The sequence below is a fragment of the Neopusillimonas maritima genome (genome assembly GCF_003576595.1).
In the GTDB taxonomy this organism is placed as follows: Bacteria; Pseudomonadota; Gammaproteobacteria; order Burkholderiales; family Burkholderiaceae_B; genus Neopusillimonas; species Neopusillimonas maritima.
On sequence record NZ_NQOU01000001.1, the window covers coordinates 47912 to 69811 of the forward strand.

The following is a 21900-nucleotide window of genomic DNA, read 5'->3' on the forward strand; positions in this document are numbered from 1 at the left end:
GTTATGGCTTGGAGACTTCATCAAGACTGCGACCCGACAATGCGCGGCGAATACTGCGATCCATTCTTCGGGCGGCAAACGAGTCGGTAGCCTGTGAAAGGCGCTCAACCGTCTGGCGCACCGCATCGGCAGTGGCGTTGCCTTCTTTCAGCACTGCCCAGCCGGCTTGCATGACTTGATCCACCTGCGCACGCTCATCGTTATCAAGAAGGTCACCGTCCGACTCAAGTGCAGACTGCACCGACTCCAGCAACTGGCTTAACTCAACCTGCTGCTCGCGCAAGGCACGTGCCTGAGCATCTTCCGAGGCATGACTCATCCCTTCACTCAGCATGCGGGCCACTTCGTCATCGGATAAACCATAAGAAGGCTTCACCGAGACACTGGCTTCGGCACCCGTACTTTCCTCACGCGCGCTAACGTTCAATAACCCATCGGCGTCGACCTGGAAAGTAACCTGAATGCGCGCGGCACCCGCTACCATGGGAGGAATGTCCTTTAACTCAAAACGCGCCAGCGAACGACAGTCGGACACCAGATCACGTTCACCCTGAACAACATGGATACTCATGGCTGTTTGGCCATCTTTAAAGGTCGTGAATTCTTGCGCACGCGCCACCGGAATGGTGCTGTTGCGCGGAATCACACGCTCAACCAACCCGCCCATGGTCTCCAGACCCAGCGACAAAGGCGTGACGTCAAGCAAGAGCCAGTCTTCACCCGGAGCACGATTGCCCACCAGCAAGTTGGCTTGCAAGGCTGCGCCCAAAGCAACCACCTGATCGGGATCGAGATCGTTCAAAGGGTCGGTACCAAACAGTTTTCCTACTTCGCGCTGAATGACAGGCATGCGCGTAGCACCACCCACCATGACCACGCCTTTTACGTCAGTTATTTCAAGATCTGCATCACGTAACGTTTTGCGCGCACGGTCAAGCGTACGACTGACGAGCGGCTGTGCCCAGGATTCGAATTGCTCGCGACCCAGCTTCATTTCCACTGTATCGGCCCCTACTTGGGCGCTAAACACAGTTTCATCGGCATCGGTTAGCGCTTCGCGCGCTGCCCGTGCCGCCACATACAAAGCGCGCACGTCTTCCTTGCGATCTAGCTTTAGCGAATGCACTTGAGCAACCTGCTTGACAATTTCAGTGTCGAAATCATCACCGCCAAGCTGGGTATCGCCGCCTGTAGCAACCACCTCAAACACGCCTTTGCTTAAACGCAGAATAGAAATATCGAAAGTGCCGCCGCCCAAATCGTAAACCGCATAAACCCCTTCAGCCGCATGATCAAGGCCATAGGCAATTGCGGCAGCCGTGGGCTCATTCAACAAACGCAACACTGTCAGGCCGGCCAAACGACCTGCATCGCGGGTTGCCTGACGCTGAGCATCATCGAAATAGGCGGGCACAGTAATAACAGCGCCAACCAGGTCGCCGCCCAGCGCCATTTCGGCGCGTGTCCGCAACGACTTAAGGATTTCGCTGGAAACCTCGACCGGGCTGAAATCACCTTGTACGGTACGCAGACGCACCATATCGTCACCTTCGGCAAAATCGTACGCAGCACCCTCAGCCTGAGCCTCGGCCAAAGAACGCCCCATAAAACGCTTCACCGAAGCAATCGTATTTCGCGTATCGCTTGCCTGATGTTCACGCGCTTCGTAACCCACCTGCACATCGCCACTGGACAAATAGCGCACGACCGACGGCAACAACACGCGATGGTGTTCATCGGCCAAGACTTCGGGCGCACTACTACGCACCGCGCCAACCAATGAATGCGTTGTACCCAGATCGATACCAACAGCAAGTTTACGTTGATGTGGAACCGGGGAGTCGCCCGGTTCGGAAATTTGCAATAAAGCCATAAATAATTATTGGTTCCGGTCTGCCAGTTCGTGTTTTGCCACCTGAATTTCGCTTAGCAGCTTATCCAGGAACATCCATTCGCGCACCTTCGCAGCAGCCGCATTCGCATCGTTATTCTCGTCGAGAAGCGCAGCAACATGACACTGCATGTCTGCAATCGCTTCTTTGATCTCTGTATCCAACGCTAAAAAGGCTTCGGGCTTTGCCGCCGATTTCGCTTCATCGAGCGTTTCGCGCCATTCCATTTGGCGCATCAGAAAAGCCCCATCCATTCGCGTGTTGCTTTCGGTTTGCAAATCGCAGCCGGCCAGCTCGCATAAATAGCGTGCGCGCGCCAGCGGCTGCTTAAGCACCCGATACCCTTCGTTAATGGTAGACGCCCATTGCATGGCGACACGCTTTTCGGCTGAGGTGGCGTTGGCGAATCGGTCGGGGTGCACTTGCCCCGCCAATTGTCGCCAACGTGCTTCAAGCAAATGCGTATCCAGTGCGAAAGTTTGCGGAAAATTGAATAACTCGAAGTAGTTTTGAGACGACACACTACACCGTAAATGATTCGCCGCAACCGCAGGTTGCCTTTTCGTTGGGGTTTGTGAACCTAAACCCCTCGTTCAAGCCTTCGCGACCATAATCAAGTTGTGTTCCCTCAAGGTACGGCAAGCTTTTGGCATCGATAAAAACCTTTACACCGTGCTGTTCGAAAACCGAATCGTCGGAGTTTGGTTCATCGACATATTCAAGCTTGTACGCCATACCGGAGCAACCCGTTGTGCGCACACCCAAGCGCAAACCCAGGCCCTTGCCACGTTTTGCCAGATAGCGGCTGACATGATCAGCCGCTTGCGGAGTAAGCGTAATACCCATAGTTTTAATCCTGTTTGCTATGCGTTTCCTTGTAATTCTGAACAGCCGCCTTGATGGCGTCTTCGGCCAGAATGGAACAGTGAATTTTCACCGGTGGCAAAGCCAGCTCTTCGGCAATTTGCGTGTTGCGAATTTCCATTGCCTGATCGAGCGTTTTGCCTTTAACCCATTCGGTTACAAGCGAACTGGAGGCAATAGCCGAGCCGCAGCCATAGGTTTTAAAACGCGCGTCTTCAATAACACCCGATTCATTCACCTTGATTTGCAGTTTCATGACGTCGCCACAGGCAGGGGCGCCAACCATACCGGTACCCACGCCGGCATCGCCTTTTTCAAAACCACCCACGTTGCGGGGGTTTTCATAGTGATCCAGTACTTTTTCGCTATAAGCCATGATGTGCTCCTTGTATTTCTCTTAAATCTTTAGTGTGCGGCCCATTGAACCGTATCCAGGTCAACCCCTTCCTGCACCATTTCCCACAGTGGGGACATATCGCGCAGTTTGCCGACCCGGGCCTTTAATAGTTCGACTGCAAAATCAATATCTTGTTCAGTGGTAAAACGCCCCAGGGTGAAACGAATGGAGCTATGTGCCAATTCGTCGTTCCGGCCTAATGCGCGTAGTACATAGGAAGGTTCCAGACTCGCCGAAGTACAGGCCGACCCACTGGAGACCGCCAATTCTTTGATGGCCATAATGAGTGACTCGCCTTCCACATAGTTGAAACTTACGTTCAAGTTGTGCGGAACGCGTTGTTCCATATCACCATTCAGGTAAACCTCTTCAATTTCGGAAACGCCGTTCCACAGGCGGTCGCGCAGAACACGAATGCGTTCATTTTCTGTGCCCATCTCTTGTTTGGCCAAACGGAAAGCCTCGCCCATACCTACGATTTGGTGCGTTGGCAACGTACCTGAGCGGAAACCGCGTTCGTGACCGCCACCATGAATTTGCGCCAAAATGCGAATACGAGGTTTACGGCGGATAAACAATGCACCCATGCCTTTCGGGCCATACGTTTTATGTGCCGAAAAAGACATCAGGTCTACCTTCAGCTTTTGCAGGTCGATTTCCACTTTACCCGTTGCTTGGGCCGCATCAACATGGAAAATAATGCCTTTTTCGCGGCAAATCTCGCCAATGGTTTCAATGTCCTGAATGACACCGATTTCGTTGTTCACCATTAAAACAGACACCACACTGGTATCAGAGCGCAACGCTTGCTTGAAGACTTCAAGATCAAGCAAACCGTTTTCTTGAACATCGAGGTAAGTAACCTCAAAACCCTGGCGCTCAAGTTCACGACAGGTATCAAGCGTCGCCTTGTGCTCGGTTTTCAGCGTAATAATGTGTTTACCGCGCTCGGCGTAAAAATGCGCCGCGCCTTTCACCGCCAGGTTAATGGATTCGGTTGCGCCGGATGTCCAGATAATTTCACGCGAATCGGCATTCACCAGGTCGGCAACCTGAGCACGCGCCTGTTCCACCGCCTCTTCCGCTTCCCAACCGAAAGCATGACTGCGTGACGCAGGATTACCGTAATGCTCGTAAAGCCACGGAACCATTTTCTCGACAACGCGGGGGTCAACCGGCGTTGTGGATGAATAATCTAAATAAACAGGACGTGAAGACATCGACCAACTCCTTATTAAACCGGCATTGACGGCGCAACCTTGGCGCTCGCCACTTTACTTACCTTGACTGTATTTTCATTACGTTCTGCAGCGGCATCATGTAATGCCCGCATGCGTTGTTTGTCGACCAGGTCTTGCAATGAGACCGAATCGAGGTATTCCACCATTTTGTGATTTAACGTTGTCCAGAGCTCGTGTGTCATGCAACGGCTTGAATGCCCCGTACGACCCACGTTGCAATCTTCCTTACCGCCACAACTGGTGGCGTCGAGCGGTTCGTCGACTGCGAATACGATATCGGCCACGGTGACATCGCGCGCTAAGCGAGCCAGAGAATAACCGCCACCCGGACCCCGCACGCTGTCAACCAATTCGTGGCGGCGCAGCTTACCGAACAATTGCTCCAGGTAAGACAGCGATATATTTTGCCTTTGACTGATTGCCGCCAACGTAACCGGACCGCTGTGCTGACGCAACGCCAAGTCGATCATGGCGGTAACGGCAAAGCGCCCTTTTGTGGTTAATCGCATATGATTTCCTTGCCAGTGTCTGTGCAAACAACAGGAATGAATCTCTACTAATTAATTCCCGACTATTTGACTCAAGTATAGCAAATACCCGACTGAATTGCTAGGTTAAACAGATACAAAAAACCGGGCTAAAGCCCGGCTTTTCGAAGAGGACCACAAGAGTAGCCCCAACAACCTGAACACCCGTAAACGGCTGTCTTAAGCTGCCTGATACTGAGTAGCGCGCTTGCGAACGACTTCAAGGACGCCTTGACAGGCATCTTCAAGGTAATCGAGCACCTTATTGAAACCATCGGGGCCGCCGTAATAGGGGTCGGCAATCGTGGCTTCCTCAAACTCATTAGCAAAACGCATAAGCAACATCAGCTTGTGCCGATAGACCCGGGGGCACTGTTGCTGCAATGCGGAAAGATTTTCCCAGTCCATCACCAGAATGAAGTCGAACTCGCGGAAATCATCCGCCGTGACTTGACGTGCAACGCATTGGGAAATGTCGTAACCGCGCTTGCGTGCCGCAGCCTGAGCCCGCGCGTCGGGAGACTCGCCCACATGAAAACCATGTGTAGCAGCCGAATCAACACCCACCAGACCAGAAAGACCCGCTTCTTCGATCATTTGACGAAAAACGCCTTCTGCGCTGGGCGAGCGGCAAATATTACCTGTGCAAACAAAAAGTACCTTAGTCATCATGGATGAGATTGTGAGGGAAAACCCGAAATAAGGCAATAGATTTAAGCGTAAAATTTTTCTTCACGCAAGACGATTTGTTATAAAGGTATCATCCAAAGCCCGGTTTAATCCGGTCCCGCCGCGAAGCGGCACGACGCGCCAAACCTAATCGAAAAGATGGCCAGATCTGGAGTAATGCACTGCAACAAGCGCCTCGGAGCCGCATTTTCATCGTAATTCCGGGAAAAGACGTAAAACAGGTGTCTTCTGAATGACAAGCAGCCCCTTCTCGCCTTATTGAGCCAACATCGTTGCAATTTAGCAACAGCCTAACGCCTACCGCAGAAGACACATGGAACAAATAAGTTTTTCACATTACTGTATAAGTAAATCAGCTTGGATTGAGCAAAACTTGCTCTTTTAACCGGTTCAACGCGTCGCGCGCGGCGGCAGCCTGTTCAAACTCCAGATTGCGGGCATGATCAAGCATCTGCTTCTCCAAACGGCGTATCTCACGAGCCAATAGCCGGTCATCGCTTAAAAGTTCAGCAGGAATACTGTCGTCGTGCGACGGCTTGTTTGGCTGCTCAACACCATCAATCATTTCACGGACCGCTTTGTTGACCCCGCGCGCAACGATACCGTGCTCGTCATTGAAAGCCAACTGCTTATCGCGGCGCCGTTGCGTTTCATCAATTGCGCGACGCATTGAGTCTGTCACACGATCGGCATACAAGATGGCACGACCGTTCAGGTTCCGGGCCGCCCGACCAATGGTTTGAATCAGGCTGCGCTCCGAGCGCAGAAACCCTTCTTTATCCGCGTCGAGAATCGCCACTAACGAAACTTCGGGAATATCCAGACCTTCCCGCAACAGGTTGATCCCAACCAACACGTCAAAAACGCCCAGACGGAGATCTCGAATAATTTCCACACGCTCAACGGTATCAATGTCGGAATGCAGGTAGCGCACTTTCAAGCCACTTTCAACAAGGTAGTCGGTTAAATCTTCCGACATTCGCTTGGTCAGGGTGGTTACCAAAACCCGCTCTTGCACCGCAACGCGCAGCTTGATCTCGCCCAACAGATCATCCACCTGCGTGACGGCCGGCCGCACCTCAACCTCAGGATCCACCAGTCCTGTCGGCCTGACCACTTGCTCAACCACATTATCGGCATGTTCGTATTCGTAGCGAGAAGGCGTGGCGGAGACAAACACCGTTTGGCGCATGCGCGCCTCGAACTCTTCCATTTTCAATGGCCGGTTATCCAGCGCGGACGGCAGCCGAAAACCGTAAGTTACAAGAGTCTCTTTCCTTGAACGGTCACCCTTATACATCGCGCCCAATTGCCCCATGGTGACATGGCTTTCATCAATAAACATCAGGGCATCATCGGGAAGATAGTCGATCAACGTCGGCGGCGGCTCTCCGGGTGCAGCCCCGGAAAGATGCCGTGAGTAATTTTCGATCCCTTTGCAGAAACCCAGTTCCTGCAACATTTCCAGATCGAAGCGAGTGCGCTGTTCAAGGCGTTGCGCTTCAACCAGTTTGTGATCATCCAGCAAAATTTTTGTGCGATCGCGCAATTCTGCTTTAATCGTTTCAATTGCGCGCAACACCGTTTCACGCGGGGTCACGTAATGCGAACGTGGGAACACAGTGAATCGCAAAACCTTCTGACGCACCTTTCCGGTTAAAGGGTCGAACAGTTGCAGGGTTTCCACTTCATCGTCGAACAACGTAATGCGCACTGCCAGCTCGGCGTTTTCCGCAGGAAACACATCGATTGTTTCACCTCGTGCCCGAAACGTGCCCCGCACGAACTCAACATCGTTGCGTTCATATTGCATGGCAACCAACCGGGCCAGCAACTCCTGGCGCGGCACCCGATCACCCGTTCTCAGCGTCAATACCATCGCATGGTAGTCGCCGGGGTTACCGATACCATAGATGCAGGAAACCGAGCCAACGATAATGGTGTCGCGCCGCTCCAGCAAACTTTTGGTTGCTGATAAACGCATTTGCTCGATATGGTCGTTAATTGACGAATCCTTTTCGATAAACAAATCACGTGTAGGCACATAGGCTTCGGGCTGGTAGTAGTCGTAATACGACACAAAATACTCCACCGCATTCTTCGGGAAGAACTCACGAAACTCGGCATAAAGCTGAGCGGCAAGCGTTTTGTTGGGCGCCAGCACCAAGGCAGGCCGGCCGGTACGCGCAATCACATTGGCCATGGAAAATGTCTTGCCTGAGCCCGTTACCCCCAAGAGTGTTTGGAACATCAAGCCGTCATCGATTCCTTCCACCAAGGCATCAATTGCCGCCGGCTGATCGCCGGCGGGCGGATAAGGCTGGTAGAGTTCAAAAGGGCTGTTCGGATACTGTACGAAGCCCGGTGTTTTCACGGCCATGCTGGACACCTAAGGGTAAACCCCTTATTATCTCATTAATTATCTTCCCTCACACATCACAGGTAATATGACCTCAATTTTCGAATCCGTTGAATTAGCTCCCCGCGATCCCATCCTAGGATTAAACGAACAATACAACACTGACACCCGGTCCGAAAAAGTCAATCTGGGTGTGGGCGTGTACTACGATGACAATGGCCGTGTACCCTTGCTCAAAGCCGTACGTGAAGCCGAAAAAGCACGTATTGAACAGGCTGCACCACGCGCCTATCTGCCCATCGATGGCCTGGCGCCCTACAACAAAGGTGCCCAAACCCTGCTACTTGGCCAGAACAACGAATTGGCCGTTTCCGGGCGCGCCCTTACCGTTCAAACCCTGGGCGGCACAGGCGCCCTTAAAATCGGTGCCGACTTCCTGAGACACGTTCAACCCAACGCCAAAGTTGTCATCAGCAACCCCAGCTGGGCAAACCATCGGGGTATCTTTGAGCGCGCCGGCTTCCAGGTCGACCAATACCCTTATTACAACCCTGAAACACATGGGTTCGATTTCGACGGCATGCTGGCGGCATTGAAAGCACTGCCAAAAGGCACAATCGTCGTACTGCATGCATGCTGCCACAACCCCACAGGTGTTGATCCTTCAACCGAACAGTGGAAACAAATCGCCGAAACCGTTAAAGAAACCGGCTTGGTTCCTTTCCTGGATATCGCCTATCAAGGATTCGGCGACGGCCTCGAAGACGACGCCTCCGTTGTGCGTTTATTTGCGAGTCTGGATATTTCCGTACTCATCAGCTCCTCGTTCTCCAAATCGTTTTCGCTATACGGCGAACGTGTTGGTGCACTAACACTCCTTTGCGCGTCGAAAGACGAAAGCGCCCGGGTTCTTAGCCAACTGAAAATCGTCATCCGCACCAACTACTCCAACCCGCCCACTCATGGCGGCACGGTCGTTTCCACAGTCTTGAATACCCCCGAACTTTATCAACTGTGGGTCGAGGAACTCAGCGGCATGCGTAACCGCATTCGCGACATGCGAACACAATTGGTTCAGAAGCTCAAAGACCACGGCGTAACGCAAAACTTTGATTTTGTTTTGGCGCAACGCGGCATGTTCTCTTATTCGGGCCTAACCAAAGAGCAAGTAGAAGCATTACGCGCCGATCATGGTGTTTATGCGGTTGGCAGCGGTCGTATTTGCGTTGCCGCATTAAACAGTGGCAACATCGATCACGTTGCAAAATCAATCGCAAAAGTGCTCTAAGCAAAAAAGATTGGCAACGGCATTAATAACTTGCCAATTTATATCCGCTGGGGCAGAATAAGGGCTGTATAAAAATACAGCCCTTATTCCATGGCCATCAAACTCACCTCCCGCCAACAGGAAATTCTTGATCTTATCCGTACGCAAATCGCGCGCACGGGTTTTCCCCCTACGCGTGCTGAAATCGCGAAAGAACTGGGTTTCAAGTCTGCCAACGCAGCTGAGGATCACCTCAAGGCCCTTGCCAAAAAAGGGGCTATAGAACTCACTGCCGGGGCATCACGCGGCATTCGCCTGAAAGTGGAAACCGATCCTGAACCGGCGTTATCGCAAACCAGTCTGTCGTCGGGCGTACTCTTCAACCCGCTGGTGTTACCTGTAGTTGGGCGCGTTGCCGCCGGCAGCCCTATTCTGGCCAACGAGCATGTCGAACGGGAACTGTCGGTAGAACCTTCATTATTTTCGGCCACCCCTCACTATTTGCTCAAGGTGCGTGGCCTAAGCATGCGCGACGCCGGCATCCTCGACGGCGACCTCCTTGCGGTTCGCAAAACAGCCGAAGCACGTAACGGGCAAATCGTCGTTGCCCGACTGGGTGACGACGTTACCGTTAAACGTTTACATCGCGAGAACGGGCAAATTCAGCTTTTGCCGGAAAATCCCGACTTCTCACCCATTATTGTCGATGCAGGCAACGAATTTGCTCTGGAAGGCATTGCGGTGGGACTCATTCGTACCATGCAATAGCCTCCAATAATTTACAACCCTTTGTAATCGGGCTTGCGCTTCTCAAGAAACGCTTTCATCCCTTCTTGCTTATCTTGAGTGGCAAACAATAGCTGCAACGCTTTTCGTTCAAGCGCAAGTGCTGCGCCCAACGGCGCATCGGCACCGTGTAAAACCACTTCTTTAATTTGCTGTAAAGCAATAGGCGGCTGACCGGCCAAATGTTGCGCTAACTCAAGGCAATGTGGCATTAGTTCTGCGTCGTCAACCACTTTGCTGACCAAGCCCATATCATAAGCTTCATCAGCACTGATCAAATAACCTGTCATGCACAAGTACATGGCACGGAACTTGCCAATTGCACGGGTTAAACGTTGCGTCCCCCCGGCTCCGGGCATAATTCCCACCCGAACCTCAGGTTGGCCGAAACGAGCGCTACGCGCGGACACAATCATATCGGCATTCATGGCAAGCTCCAGGCCCCCACCCAAAGCATAACCCGCCACGGCCGCAATAACCGGAACAGGACATTCGGCCACGGCTGCCCACAAGCGTTCCGTATGTCGATGATACATCTGCACCGCATCAATCCGGGACATATCTTCAATGTCCGCCCCAGCGGCAAAAAACTTGTCACCGCCGGTGAGAATAACGCAACGTAATTCAGCGTTATCGGCCAACGACCTGAACACCGCGGCCAGCTCTTTACGAATCCCCAGATCGAGCGCATTGCGCACATGAGGACGATTCAAACGCACAATCGCAATATGTGCAGATGGGAACTCGAGTAATACCTCATTATCTGCAGACGAAGCTTCAAGTTGAACTTTTTTTTGATCGGACATTCTTTTTCCTCGCGGCTATTTATAACGGGCAATTTTGATCAAAATCAGGTTTTCGCTTTGCTTTCAGCGAGGCCAACCCCTCTTTCGCATCGGGGCCTGTAAAACCCATAAACTCCAATGCTAACGACGTATCGAAAGTGGGCCCAGCCATACGCAACCAGTTATTCAGCGCATATTTCGTCCAACGCAAAGCGGAAGGCGAACCGTTTGCCAGACGGGTGGCAATTTCAAGCGACTTTTCTTCCAGCTCCGACGCATCGGTACATAGCGACACCAAGCCGATTCGCTCAGCCTCCTCACCAGAAACACTTTCGCACAGCATCAAATAGTATTTCGCCTTGGCCATTCCACACAGCAACGGCCACACAATTGCCGCGTGGTCTCCGGCGGCCACACCCAATCTGGTGTGGCCATCGATAATGCGTGCATCTTTGGCGGCAATAGAGATATCCGCCAACAAGCCGGCCACCAGGCCTGCACCCACTGCCGGTCCTTCCATCGCCGAAACAATAGGCTTGGAACAGTTAATCACGTTATAGACCAGGTCCCGTGCCTCCTTCCAGACACGTGACAGCACCGTGAAGTCTTCCGTCATCTCTTTGACGAGATCCAGGTCACCACCCGACGAAAACGCCCCCTTTGAACCACGGATAATGGCAACGGAAACATCGGGGTCAGCATCGATATCACGCCACACCCGCACGAGTTCCCCATGCATGACGGCATCGGCGGAATTCAAACGTCCTGGGTTGGCCATGGTAATGCGCAAAACGCCTGGTAAAGGCTCATCGAACTGCAAGCGCTGATAACTTTCATAAACTGGGTTCATATTTTTTTCTCCTTGCCTTGCCAATATTTGTCGCGCAGCAGGTTCTTTTGAATTTTGCCGATCGGCGTTTTGGGAAAGCTCTCAACAAATTTGACTTGCCGCGGACGCTTGAAACGCGCCAGACGCCGGGCACAATGATCAACAATTTCTTCTTCCGTTAACGAGGCCGCTGACTTCAGCAACACGTACGCAATCGGTATCTCGCCCCATTTATCGTCGGGAATGCCAAACACTGCGCACTCGGCCACAGCGTCAAGTTCATAAATGGCATTCTCAATTTCTTTGGGATACACGTTTTCCCCACCGGAAATAATCATGTCTTTGGCGCGGTCAACCAAGGTAATGAAGCCATCTTCGTCCATAACGGCCAAGTCGCCGGTTACCGCCCAACCATTGCGCCAAAAGGCTGCCGTTTGCTCGGGTTCGTTGTAATACTCAAGCATAACGTTATTGCCTCGGGATGCCACTTCGCCAATTTGGCCTCGTGGCACCGGATGTCCTTCAGTATCAATAAGCGCAATGTCTACGTTGTATGCCTGACGCCCGATCGAACCGAGTTTGTCTTGCAGATACCATGCCCGTAACGACGTTAACACGCCCATTTCAGACTGGCCGTAAATTTGTGTCATAGCCACATTAGGCAACAACCGCATCATCTCCTTCTGAACCCAATCGGGCATGGGCGCACCGGCGAACGACACCTTGCGCCAGCTTTCATAGGCGCCGGCATCGAAGCCCGGATCGCTCACAACCATGGCTATTTGCGTCGGCACCATAAACGCGGCCGTCATGCGGTTTTGTCGCACCATTTGCGCAAAGGCATCGGGGCTCCACTTGGTTAGAAAAACGCTTGTTGCCCCAACCAGCACTGCAGGCTGAAACATGATGTTCAAAGCAGCAACATGAAATAGCGGCGTAACCATGCCAATGGCATCACGCTCATCCAGCGCTTCCTCCATGGCCACGGTATGCGCCGTGATATAGCGATTCAAATGACTGCAAAGCACACCTTTGGGGCGCCCGGTCGTGCCACCGGTATACGTCATGCAAAATGGATCACCAGGCTTAAGCTCAATGTCGGGGTAACTTTCATCGCCGGCGGCATAAAAATCAGCCAAATCAGTATCATCGGTACCGCCGCCAATACTTACATACCGGCTCAAAAGAGGTGGCTGCCCTTTCACACCCTCGATCTTGTCCTTAAAAAGCGACTCATAAATCAGTGTCGTGACATCGGCTTTTTCCAGAACAAAAGCCAATTCGTCAGGTGAATACAAAGTCGAGACGTTTACCAATACGGCTCCCGACCGAGCGACACCAAAAAACACAACCGCATATTCGAGGCGATTACGACACAGCATCGCAACTTTTTCGCCCTTTTTAATACCGGCGGAAATTAAAGCATTCGCTAACTTATTTGCCGTCCGATTCAAGTCCTCATAGGTAATCGTCTGGTCCTCCCAGATGACAGCCGTTTTCAAAGGGAAGCGCTCGGCGGAACGGCGCAACATATCGCCAGCCAACATAACGGTCTCCTGTTAGTCAATGCACGATCGTTCGGCGAACATGGCACATTGATCATCATTTGTGTAATCGAGCCAATCTTAATATGATTGCGCGAAAAACTATTCCGCCATGCAAAAAACAGGAGATAGAACGAATGTCTGGAGCCAAAGACCGGCAGTTTGTTGACGCATTAGCCCGGGGGCTGGCTATTCTGGAATGCCTTTCTCGCGCCGAAAAGCCATTGGGAAACGGCGACCTTGCCAGGCTGATCACATTACCCCCATCAACAGTCAGCCGCTTAACACACACATTGACCGAACTGGGCTACCTTCGACGCTCCGATCAGGGGCGAACTTATGAACTGACCCCAAAAAATCTCACGTTGGGCTATCCGCTACTGGCAGGCATGGGTCTGCGCGACCGGGTTCGCCCTCACCTGGCCCGAATCAGCGAACAAACCGGACACACCGTGGCTTTGGCAATCCAGGATGGTCTGCACATGTGCTACGTCGATGTTGTGCAAGGAAGCGATTTTCATGCCATTCGGCTGGCTACCGGTGGGCGCTTGAGAATGAACGTATCGGCGGCCGGTATTGCAACGTTGGCGGCTATGCCGAAACAAAAGCGCTGGTCTACCCTGCTGCGATTAAGAACTGAAATGGAACAACGCAATGAAGATGTACGTGGATTGGAAAATGCACTGGAAGCTTGCTATCGCCTGGGTTATGCCATGGTGCGCAACACCTGGCATGAAGGAATTGGCGGCGTTTCTGTTCCTATTCTTTGGCAAGGTGCCTACGGTGCATTGGCCATGCCGGTTCCAACAAAAACCGTCAGTGCACAACGCATGCACAACGAACTAGCGCCGAAGTTACTGAGCGCGGCAGGCGAAATTGGGGCGGCACCATTACAAATGCCGGCATACTAACCGCCCCAGAGTACTTAGTGCTTAATTACGTTATCGGTACCCGACTCACCCGATGTCTTTGAATTGGCGATCGACTCAGCCGTGAGGCGTGCCACTTCTTCGTCAGACAAAGCCTGTGGCATGTCTTGCAACGCAACTTCAAGCACACGGTCAATCCAGCGAACCGGCACAATCTCCAACTGGTTTTTAACGTTGTCAGGAATATCCTGTAAATCCTTCACGTTTTCCTCGGGAATCAAAACCGTTTTGATACCGCCCCGGTGTGCTGCCAAAAGTTTCTCTTTCAGGCCGCCAATGGGCAATACTTCGCCACGCAAAGTAATTTCACCGGTCATGGCGACGTCGGACCGAACGGGAATGCCGGTAAGGGCCGAAACCATGGCTGTTGTAACTGCAATACCCGCCGATGGGCCATCTTTGGGTGTTGCTCCCTCGGGAAAGTGGATGTGAATATCGCGCTTTTCAAAAACCGACGACAAAATACCCCATTTCTGCGCCCTTGCACGAACAACGGTACGCGCGGTTTCAACCGACTCTTTCATGACGTCGCCCAGCGAGCCGGTACGAATGACATTGCCCTTGCCCGGCATATCCGCCACTTCAATAGTCAGCAAATCGCCGCCCACTTCAGTCCAGGCCAAGCCGGTGACCTGGCCAACCTTGTTCTCTTTTTCGGCCATGCCGAAATTGAAACGACGAACGCCCAGAAAGTCGTTCAAGTTGGCGGACGAAATCACCACTTTCTCGATGGATTCATCCCCTTTCACTGCCTTGCCGCGGCGACGTGCCATAGTTAACTCGGGGTACTTTTCCAGCATTTGCTTAACAACCTTACGGCATAACTTGCTGATTTCACGCTCGAGCGCACGAACACCCGCTTCCCGCGTGTAGTAACGAACAATATCGCGTACAGCGGATTCCTGCACTTCCATTTCGCCTTCGCGCACACCGTTGTTCTTCATAAGCTTGGGCAACAGGTGGTCGAACGCAATGTGTACTTTTTCGTCTTCCGTATAACCCGACAGCCGAATCACTTCCATGCGGTCGAGCAACGCAGGTGGAATATTCAGCGTATTGCTGGTGGCCACGAACATCACATCGGACAGATCGAAGTCGACTTCGATGTAATGATCCTGGAAAGTGTGATTCTGTTCCGGATCCAACACCTCGAGCAGCGCCGACGATGGATCGCCGCGAAAATCAGCGCCCATTTTGTCGATTTCATCAAGCAGGAACAAGGGGTTGCGTACCGCGACCTTGGACATGTTCTGCAGAATCTTGCCGGGCATTGAACCAATATAGGTACGACGGTGACCGCGAATTTCAGCCTCGTCGCGCACGCCGCCCAACGCCATGCGCACGAACTTGCGGTTGGTTGCTCGCGCAATGGACTGACCCAACGAGGTTTTACCCACGCCCGGAGGCCCAACCAAACACAAAATAGGCGCTTTCAATTTGTCTACCCGTTGCTGAACGGCCAGATACTCAACAATACGTTCCTTCACTTTTTCAAGGCCGTAGTGGTCGGCATCAAGCACGCTTTCAGCATTGGTAATGGAGTTATTGATACGACTTTTTTTGCGCCAGGGCAAACCAATAAGTGTATCGATGTAGTTGCGCACAACGGTGGCCTCAGCCGACATAGGCGACATGAGCTTGAGTTTCTTCAATTCCGACTCAGCCTTCTTGAGTGCTTCTTTGGGAAGCTGTGCAGCTTGAATTTTCTTCTCAAGCTCCTCAAGATCGGCCCCGTCTTCGCCCTCGCCGAGCTCTTTCTGAATCGCTTTAACCTGCTCGTTCAGATAATAGTCGCGCTGGCTTTTTTCCATTTGCTTCTTCACCCGACCGCGAATACGCTTTTCGACCTGGAGAATATCAATTTCCGACTCCAACTGTGACAACAGGTTTTCCAGGCGCTCGGTTGTATTCACTACCTCGAGCATCTGTTGTTTTTGTTCAAGCTTGAGCGGCAAATGCGCTGCAACCGTGTCGGCCAAACGCCCTGCTTCATCAATGCCGCTTAAAGAAGTCAGAATTTCCTGAGGGATTTTCTTGTTTAATTTAACGTATTGCTCGAACTGAGCGACGACCGCGCGGCGAAGCGCTTCCGCTTCAGCTGCCTGACCTTCGTCGGCGGGTAATACCTGAACATTCGAATTGAAATGTGTTTCAGCGTCGGACACTGAATTCACTTTCGCACGTTGCAAACCTTCGACCAGCACTTTTACCGTGCCGTCGGGCAGTTTCAGCATTTGCAAAATACTGGCAACGCAACCAATTTGGTGCAAGTCTTCAGGTGTGGGGTCATCCTTGCCGGCGGATTTTTGCGCAACCAGCATAATGTTGTTACCGGCTTCCATCGCCATTTCCAGCGCTTTGATTGAGCGAGGGCGACCGACAAACAAAGGAATCACCATGTGCGGAAACACCACCACATCGCGCAAAGGCAACAATGGGAGATCCATGGGTTCTGAGGAGAGAATCTGGCTCGCAGACATAGTCATTTCCTTAATAAAACAGCTTCAGAAACAAAAGGGAAGCCAGCGCCTCCCTTTTGTAAGTACTGCACATGCGTTGTAGGTGGTGACTAACGCCGATATTTCAAGACCCTAAGCTGCCGCATTCTTCAGTTTCGGCGAATCAGACTTTTTGTCTTTGGAGGAAGTTTGTTCAGCTTCCTCTTCAGCGTAAATCAGCAAGGGCGCACCGCCACCCACAACCGCATTTTCGTCGAGTATGACTCTTTTGACATTTTTTTGCGAGGGGAGTTCATACATGGTGCCCAGCAGCGCCTGTTCAACAATGGAACGCAAGCCCCGCGCGCCGGTACGCCGCTTGAGGGCCCGCAATGCGATGGCTTGAAGTGCTTCAGGGCGCACCTCAAGCTCGACATCTTCCATTTCAAACAATTTCTGGAACTGTTTGATAATAGAATTGCGCGGCTCGGTAAGAATACGGACCAGGGTACCTTCCTCGAGCTCTTCCAACGTTGCCACAACGGGCAAACGCCCAACCAACTCAGGAATAAGCCCAAACTTAACCAAATCTTCCGGTTCAACTTCGGCAAAGAGTTCGCCTACCCCACGTTCCGATTTGGCACGCACGGAAGCAGAAAAACCAATACCCGATTTTTCGGTGCGGTCGCGAATGACTTTTTCAAGGCCGTCGAAGGCGCCGCCCACAATGAACAGGATATTGGTGGTATCAACCTGAACGAAATCTTGATTCGGATGCTTGCGCCCACCTTGCGGCGGCACGGAAGCCACAGTACCTTCAATGAGTTTCAGCAGTGCCTGCTGCACCCCTTCCCCAGACACATCACGGGTAATGGAAGGGTTGTCGGACTTGCGCGAGATCTTGTCGATCTCATCGATGTAAATAATGGCGCGTTGAGCCTTGTCGACATCGTAATTGCAGTTCTGCAGCAACTTTTGAATGATGTTTTCGACGTCTTCACCCACATAACCCGCTTCGGTTAGCGTTGTGGCATCAGCCATGACGAAAGGCACATCGAGCATACGGGCCAGCGTTTGTGCCAGCAGGGTTTTACCCGAGCCGGTAGGCCCGATAAGTAAAATATTACTTTTCGTGAGCTCAACGTCGTCGCCTTTGACCTCACCGTAACGGATCCGCTTGTAATGGTTGTAAACCGCAACCGCCAGGCTACGCTTGGGCATTTCCTGACCAATAACGTAGCCATCGAGAAACGCTTTGATTTCCTGCGGCGTAGGCAACTCATTACGAACGGCGTTGCGCGCAGCTTCCCGGGTTTCCTCGCGAATGATATCGGTGCACAGGTCAATACACTCATCGCAAATGAACACCGACGGACCCGCAATAAGCTTTCGAACCTCATGCTGGCTTTTGTTGCAAAACGAGCAATGCAACACTTTCTCGTCGGCGGATCCTTTTTTTTCTGCCATAAAAACTCTTTGACCTATCCGTTGCAGTTGCACCGGCCAAATAGAACCCGGGCAACTTTGAGTTTGTGGTAATACCTATGGTACCACCAGATATTGACGTTTATTCGTCGGTACGGGAAACCAGAACCTTATCGATCAGGCCGTAAGACGCTGCGTCTTCTGCCGACATGAAGTTGTCTCGCTCAGTATCCTGGGCGATACGCTCAACAGGTTGACCCGTGTTTTCCGCCAAAATGTTGTTCAGGCGCTCACGCAAGCTAAGAATTTCCTTGGCTTGAATTTGAATGTCGGATGCCTGACCCTGCGCCCCACCTGACGGCTGATGAATCATGATCCGCGAGTTGGGCAGCGCATAACGCTTGCCCTTGGCGCCGGCAGCCAACAAAAACGCACCCATGCTCGCAGCCAAACCCGTGCATAACGTGGATACATCGGGTTTGACGAACTGCATGGTGTCGTATATGGCCATGCCCGCATATACCGAGCCACCGGGCGAATTAATGTACAAGGAAATATCCTTGCCTGGATTTTCGGACTCAAGAAACAGCAATTGCGCCACAACCAGGTTGGCCGACTGGTCGTTGACCGGGCCAACAAAGAAAATTACGCGCTCGCGTAGCAAGCGAGAGTAAATATCGTAAGACCGCTCGCCACGGCCCGATTGCTCAACCACAATCGGGACATAGCCTAGACCAGTGGGCGTAACTGAGTTGTCGCCATGCATGGCGGCATAGAAATCCGTAAATCGCTGCATTTATGCAGTCCCCATTAATTCGTCAAAATCCACTTTTTCGTCGGTAACCTGAGCCTTGGACAAAACGTGATCAACCACGTTGTCTTCCAGTACCACCGCCTCGATTTCAGCACGACGCTGACGATCTGACAAATAGTAGGTTACAACTTGAGCAGGCTGCTCGTAATTCTGGGCCATTTCTTCAATGCGGGCGCGAACCTGTTCAGGCTTGGCCTGCAATTCGGCCGTTTCAACCAATTTCGAAACCAGCAAACCAAGGCGTACACGACGCTCGGACTCCGCCGAGAATGCCTCTTTAGGAATTGGGATTGATTCGGCGTTAGGTACACCACGCTGTTTCAGGTCTTCGCGAGCCGCGGCGACCCGGTTTTCGGCATCGCTATCGACAAGCGCTTTGGGCACGTCGAATTGACCGGCTTCAAGCAGGGAGTCGAACACGCTGGCTTTCGTGCGGGAACGGGCACGCGCCTTCACTTCACGCTCGATGTTGGAACGGATATCGGTCATGAGCTTGTCGACGTCGCCATCGGGCTGGCCCAATTGCTTTGCAAACTCGGCATCGACTTCCGGCAAAATAGGTTCAGCCACTTCCGTGATGGTGATCTTGAACTCTGCCGTTTTACCTGCCACTTCCTTGCCCTGGTAATCTTCAGGGAACGTAAGCGGGAAGGTGTTGGTGTCGCCTGCTTTCAGACCGCGCACGGCCGTTTCGAACTCGGGCAACATGCGACCCTGGCCCAATACGAACGGAAATTTTTCAGCCGACCCGCCTTCAAAAGGCTCGCCATCGATAGTGCCGACGAAATCGAGCGTTACGCGATCGTCGTCTTGTGCTTCACGACCCTCACGCGCTTCATAGTTCGCCCGCTGCTTGCGCAGGATGTCAAGTGTACGATTCATTTCGGTTTCGCCCACTTCTGATTCCGAACGTGTCACCTTCAACGCGGCAAGATCGGGAACGGTAATTTCCGGATAAACCTCAAACGTGGCGGAGAAAGCCATGGTGCCCTCTTCTACGCCCTCTGTTTTGGGTTCCAGGTTCGGTGTGCCGGCAATACGCAGGTTGGCTTCTTCAATAACCTTCTCGAACGCTTTACCTACTTCAGTATTGATAACGTCGTAGCGAATGCCGGGACCATGGTTACGTTCAATGATGGACAGCGGCGCTTTGCCTGGGCGAAAGCCTTGAATTTTGGCGGTACGTGCAACGCGCTTGAGCTGCGATTGGACTTCTTTTTCGATATCTGCGACCGAAACGACCACATCAACACGACGCTCAAGGCCTGAGAGATTTTCAACCACGGGCTGCATTAGGAACCTATATAAAAGATTTAAAAATTGAAAGACAAATAATCAAATGGAACAGACCATTTTACCGGAAAGTTTACGACGTTACAGGCGAGTGCTTATTTGCGCCTAAGACGCGCCAAACACGCTGCCCCACACACTGGCAATATCGTCGGCCTGCCACCCGCCCTGTTGATAAGCCACCTTGACTTCCTCGGGGTGTGACCACAACGCCAGTTTGTCGCCACCCAGGCCAACGCACTGGCCGGTTATGTGCTGTGCCTGCGCCGACGCCAGAAACACAAACAAAGGGGCAACCTCTTGCGGCAACCCCATACCCATGCCCATACGAACCTCGGGCGGTAAAGATTCACCACGCCGGGCGGCGGCCACGTGCGCTTCCATTCCTGGTATGGAAGCCACCATTTGAGTTAACGCCATCGGCAACACGGCATTCACCGTTACGTTCATGCGTGCACACTCCATGGCCCACGTGCGTGTGAACCCTACAACGCCCGCTTTGGCAGCCGAATAATTACCCTGGCCAAAATTACCTTTTTGGCCCGCCAGAGACGAAACCAGAATCAACCGGCCGCCTTCATTTTGGCTGCGAAAATGTCGCACTGCCGCGCGAGCGCAGGTAAACGTCCCGCGCAAGTGGGTCTCAATGACGCGGTCAAAATCATCGTCACTCATATTCCATAGGACCTTGTCGCGCAATATGCCCGCATTAGTCACCATGATATCCAGGCGCCCAAAAGCAGAAACAGCCCGCTCAACACACTGGTCGGCCGCCTCGCTACTGCCAATAGCAACCACTTGCGCAGTTGCCCGCCCCCCCGCGGCAACGATTGAATCTACCGCTGCCTGGGCACGGTCGGCGTCGATATCGTTCACAACCACCGCCGCACCCGCTTTTGCCAACGCCTGAGCGGCCGACAAGCCCAAGCCCTGGCCGCTTCCCGTCACGACGGCCACTTTTCCTTGCAAATCAATCATTTTTTTTCCGAGAAATTATCGACCGCGGAAAACCGGTTTGCGTTTTTCCATAAATGCACGTGGCCCTTCCTGGGCATCCGCGCTGGCCATTATCGTTTTGTAACTGTCGTCTTCCAAGGCATAACCCGCAGACAACGGTTCATCCATTGCCGAACGCGCAACCCGCTTGATTTCCTTAACCGCCAATGGGCCATTGGCGGCGATGCGGCCCGCAATTTTTCCGGCGCGTTCTAATAATTGTTCCGGCTCAACCACTTCGTTAATCAGCCCCATCTGTAAAGCTGTTTCGGCATTAATCATTTCGCCGGTAAGGAGCAGGTGCATTGCCTGACACCAGGAAACCTGGCGCGGCAAACGTGCCAGTGTTCCTGCAAAAGGAATCAGCCCATGCTTAACCTCGGGCCATCCGAACAACGCCTGAGGCGTTGCTATTCTAATATCGGTTCCCAGCAAGATCTCAGCCCCGGCGGCGACACACACGCCATTGACTGCCGCAATAACCGGTTTACTCAACGGTTCCTCACGCAGCGGTGCAACGGATCGCACGCGGGGATCGTCGAGCAAACGCTGGTCCCAATCATCGGCCGGCAAACGTGCGCCGCTGAATAGCGGCAATGTCTTGCCCAGGTCGCCCCCAGAGCAGAACGCCTGTGTTCCGGCCCCGGTTAAGATCGCAACCTGCAAATCAGCGTTTGCTTCGAACGCATCGAACTCATCGACCAAACGACACAATAACTCCGGACTGAGCGCATTATGTGCGTCAGGCCGGTTTAACGTAATGGTTAGCACGCCATCCGCAACATCAGTCAGTAAAACAGGGGTCATCATCATCCAAAGTAAACGAC

Annotated in this window: 20 protein-coding genes; 3 read left to right on the top strand and 17 right to left on the bottom strand. The window is 52.6% G+C overall.

The features are described from left to right. Window position 1 precedes the first annotated feature (1 nt). The 8 genes from hscA to uvrB all read right to left on the bottom strand — a co-directional run bounded on the left by hscA (window position 2) and on the right by uvrB (window position 7985). Window positions 2–1873 carry a Fe-S protein assembly chaperone HscA gene (hscA, locus tag CJO09_RS00240; protein ID WP_119440593.1) on the bottom strand — a complete coding sequence of 624 codons (1872 nt, stop codon included), beginning with the start codon at window positions 1871–1873 and terminating at the stop codon, window positions 2–4. 6 nt (window positions 1874–1879) lie between these two features. Further along, entirely contained in the window at window positions 1880–2413 is a 534-nt protein-coding gene (gene hscB / locus CJO09_RS00245; protein ID WP_119440594.1) for a Fe-S protein assembly co-chaperone HscB, read from the bottom strand. A gap of 1 nt (window position 2414) precedes the next feature. Beyond that, on the bottom strand, window positions 2415–2738 hold the full coding sequence (gene iscA / locus CJO09_RS00250) for an iron-sulfur cluster assembly protein IscA (RefSeq protein WP_119440595.1): 324 nt from the start codon (window positions 2736–2738) through the stop codon (window positions 2415–2417). 4 nt (window positions 2739–2742) lie between these two features. Further along, window positions 2743–3132, bottom strand: coding sequence for a Fe-S cluster assembly scaffold IscU (gene iscU / locus CJO09_RS00255; RefSeq protein WP_114420682.1), 390 nt, complete (start codon window positions 3130–3132; stop codon window positions 2743–2745). Between the two features lie 29 nt (window positions 3133–3161). Then, window positions 3162–4373, bottom strand: a complete 1212-nt coding sequence (locus CJO09_RS00260; RefSeq protein ID WP_119440596.1) for an IscS subfamily cysteine desulfurase — start codon at window positions 4371–4373, stop codon at window positions 3162–3164. A gap of 14 nt (window positions 4374–4387) precedes the next feature. Continuing rightward, on the bottom strand, window positions 4388–4903 hold the full coding sequence (gene iscR / locus CJO09_RS00265; RefSeq protein ID WP_119440597.1) for a Fe-S cluster assembly transcriptional regulator IscR: 516 nt from the start codon (window positions 4901–4903) through the stop codon (window positions 4388–4390). A gap of 198 nt (window positions 4904–5101) precedes the next feature. Next, window positions 5102–5593, bottom strand: a complete 492-nt coding sequence (locus CJO09_RS00270) for a low molecular weight protein-tyrosine-phosphatase (RefSeq protein WP_114420679.1) — start codon at window positions 5591–5593, stop codon at window positions 5102–5104. Between the two features lie 370 nt (window positions 5594–5963). Next, window positions 5964–7985, bottom strand: a complete 2022-nt coding sequence (uvrB, locus tag CJO09_RS00275; protein ID WP_119441319.1) for an excinuclease ABC subunit UvrB — start codon at window positions 7983–7985, stop codon at window positions 5964–5966. A 73-nt stretch (window positions 7986–8058) separates the two neighbouring features. Between uvrB and CJO09_RS00280 the strand changes: the two genes are divergently transcribed. Continuing rightward, window positions 8059–9258: an amino acid aminotransferase gene (locus tag CJO09_RS00280; RefSeq protein WP_119440598.1), complete on the top strand. Its 1200-nt coding sequence runs from the start codon at window positions 8059–8061 to the stop codon at window positions 9256–9258. A 90-nt stretch (window positions 9259–9348) separates the two neighbouring features. Beyond that, window positions 9349–10005 (top strand): transcriptional repressor LexA, encoded by a 657-nt coding sequence (gene lexA / locus CJO09_RS00285; RefSeq protein WP_119440599.1) that lies wholly within the window; start codon window positions 9349–9351, stop codon window positions 10003–10005. An 11-nt stretch (window positions 10006–10016) separates the two neighbouring features. Here lexA and CJO09_RS00290 read toward each other — a convergent pair whose 3' ends face one another. Genes CJO09_RS00290 through CJO09_RS00300 form a run of 3 tightly spaced genes read right to left on the bottom strand, consistent with a single transcriptional unit; the run spans window position 10017 to window position 13184 of the window. Then, entirely contained in the window at window positions 10017–10829 is an 813-nt protein-coding gene (locus CJO09_RS00290; RefSeq protein WP_119440600.1) for an enoyl-CoA hydratase-related protein, read from the bottom strand. Between the two features lie 19 nt (window positions 10830–10848). Next, entirely contained in the window at window positions 10849–11658 is an 810-nt protein-coding gene (locus tag CJO09_RS00295) for an enoyl-CoA hydratase/isomerase family protein (protein ID WP_119440601.1), read from the bottom strand. Next, on the bottom strand, window positions 11655–13184 hold the full coding sequence (locus CJO09_RS00300) for a class I adenylate-forming enzyme family protein (RefSeq protein WP_119440602.1): 1530 nt from the start codon (window positions 13182–13184) through the stop codon (window positions 11655–11657). Before CJO09_RS00300 ends, CJO09_RS00295 begins: the two co-directional genes overlap by 4 nt. A gap of 134 nt (window positions 13185–13318) precedes the next feature. Between CJO09_RS00300 and CJO09_RS00305 the strand changes: the two genes are divergently transcribed. Next, the gene (locus CJO09_RS00305) at window positions 13319–14092 is read left to right on the top strand and encodes an IclR family transcriptional regulator (RefSeq protein ID WP_119440603.1); all 774 of its coding nucleotides are present in this window, start codon (window positions 13319–13321) and stop codon (window positions 14090–14092) included. A gap of 14 nt (window positions 14093–14106) precedes the next feature. Here the strand turns inward: CJO09_RS00305 and lon are convergent, their stop codons facing one another. The 6 genes from lon to CJO09_RS00335 form a co-directional block, all read right to left on the bottom strand. Next, complete coding sequence (gene lon, locus CJO09_RS00310) at window positions 14107–16590, bottom strand: endopeptidase La (RefSeq protein WP_119440604.1); 2484 nt, start codon at window positions 16588–16590, stop codon at window positions 14107–14109. Window positions 16591–16701: 111 nt separating this feature from the next. Beyond that, the gene (clpX, locus tag CJO09_RS00315; RefSeq protein WP_114420666.1) at window positions 16702–18015 is read right to left on the bottom strand and encodes an ATP-dependent Clp protease ATP-binding subunit ClpX; all 1314 of its coding nucleotides are present in this window, start codon (window positions 18013–18015) and stop codon (window positions 16702–16704) included. A gap of 100 nt (window positions 18016–18115) precedes the next feature. After that, window positions 18116–18769: an ATP-dependent Clp endopeptidase proteolytic subunit ClpP gene (gene clpP, locus CJO09_RS00320; RefSeq protein WP_114420665.1), complete on the bottom strand. Its 654-nt coding sequence runs from the start codon at window positions 18767–18769 to the stop codon at window positions 18116–18118. Continuing rightward, complete coding sequence (tig, locus tag CJO09_RS00325; RefSeq protein WP_114420664.1) at window positions 18770–20080, bottom strand: trigger factor; 1311 nt, start codon at window positions 20078–20080, stop codon at window positions 18770–18772. Between the two features lie 105 nt (window positions 20081–20185). After that, entirely contained in the window at window positions 20186–21055 is an 870-nt protein-coding gene (locus CJO09_RS00330) for an SDR family NAD(P)-dependent oxidoreductase (RefSeq protein ID WP_119440605.1), read from the bottom strand. Between the two features lie 15 nt (window positions 21056–21070). Next, entirely contained in the window at window positions 21071–21886 is an 816-nt protein-coding gene (locus CJO09_RS00335; protein WP_245961189.1) for an enoyl-CoA hydratase/isomerase family protein, read from the bottom strand. Window positions 21887–21900: the final 14 nt, after the last annotated feature.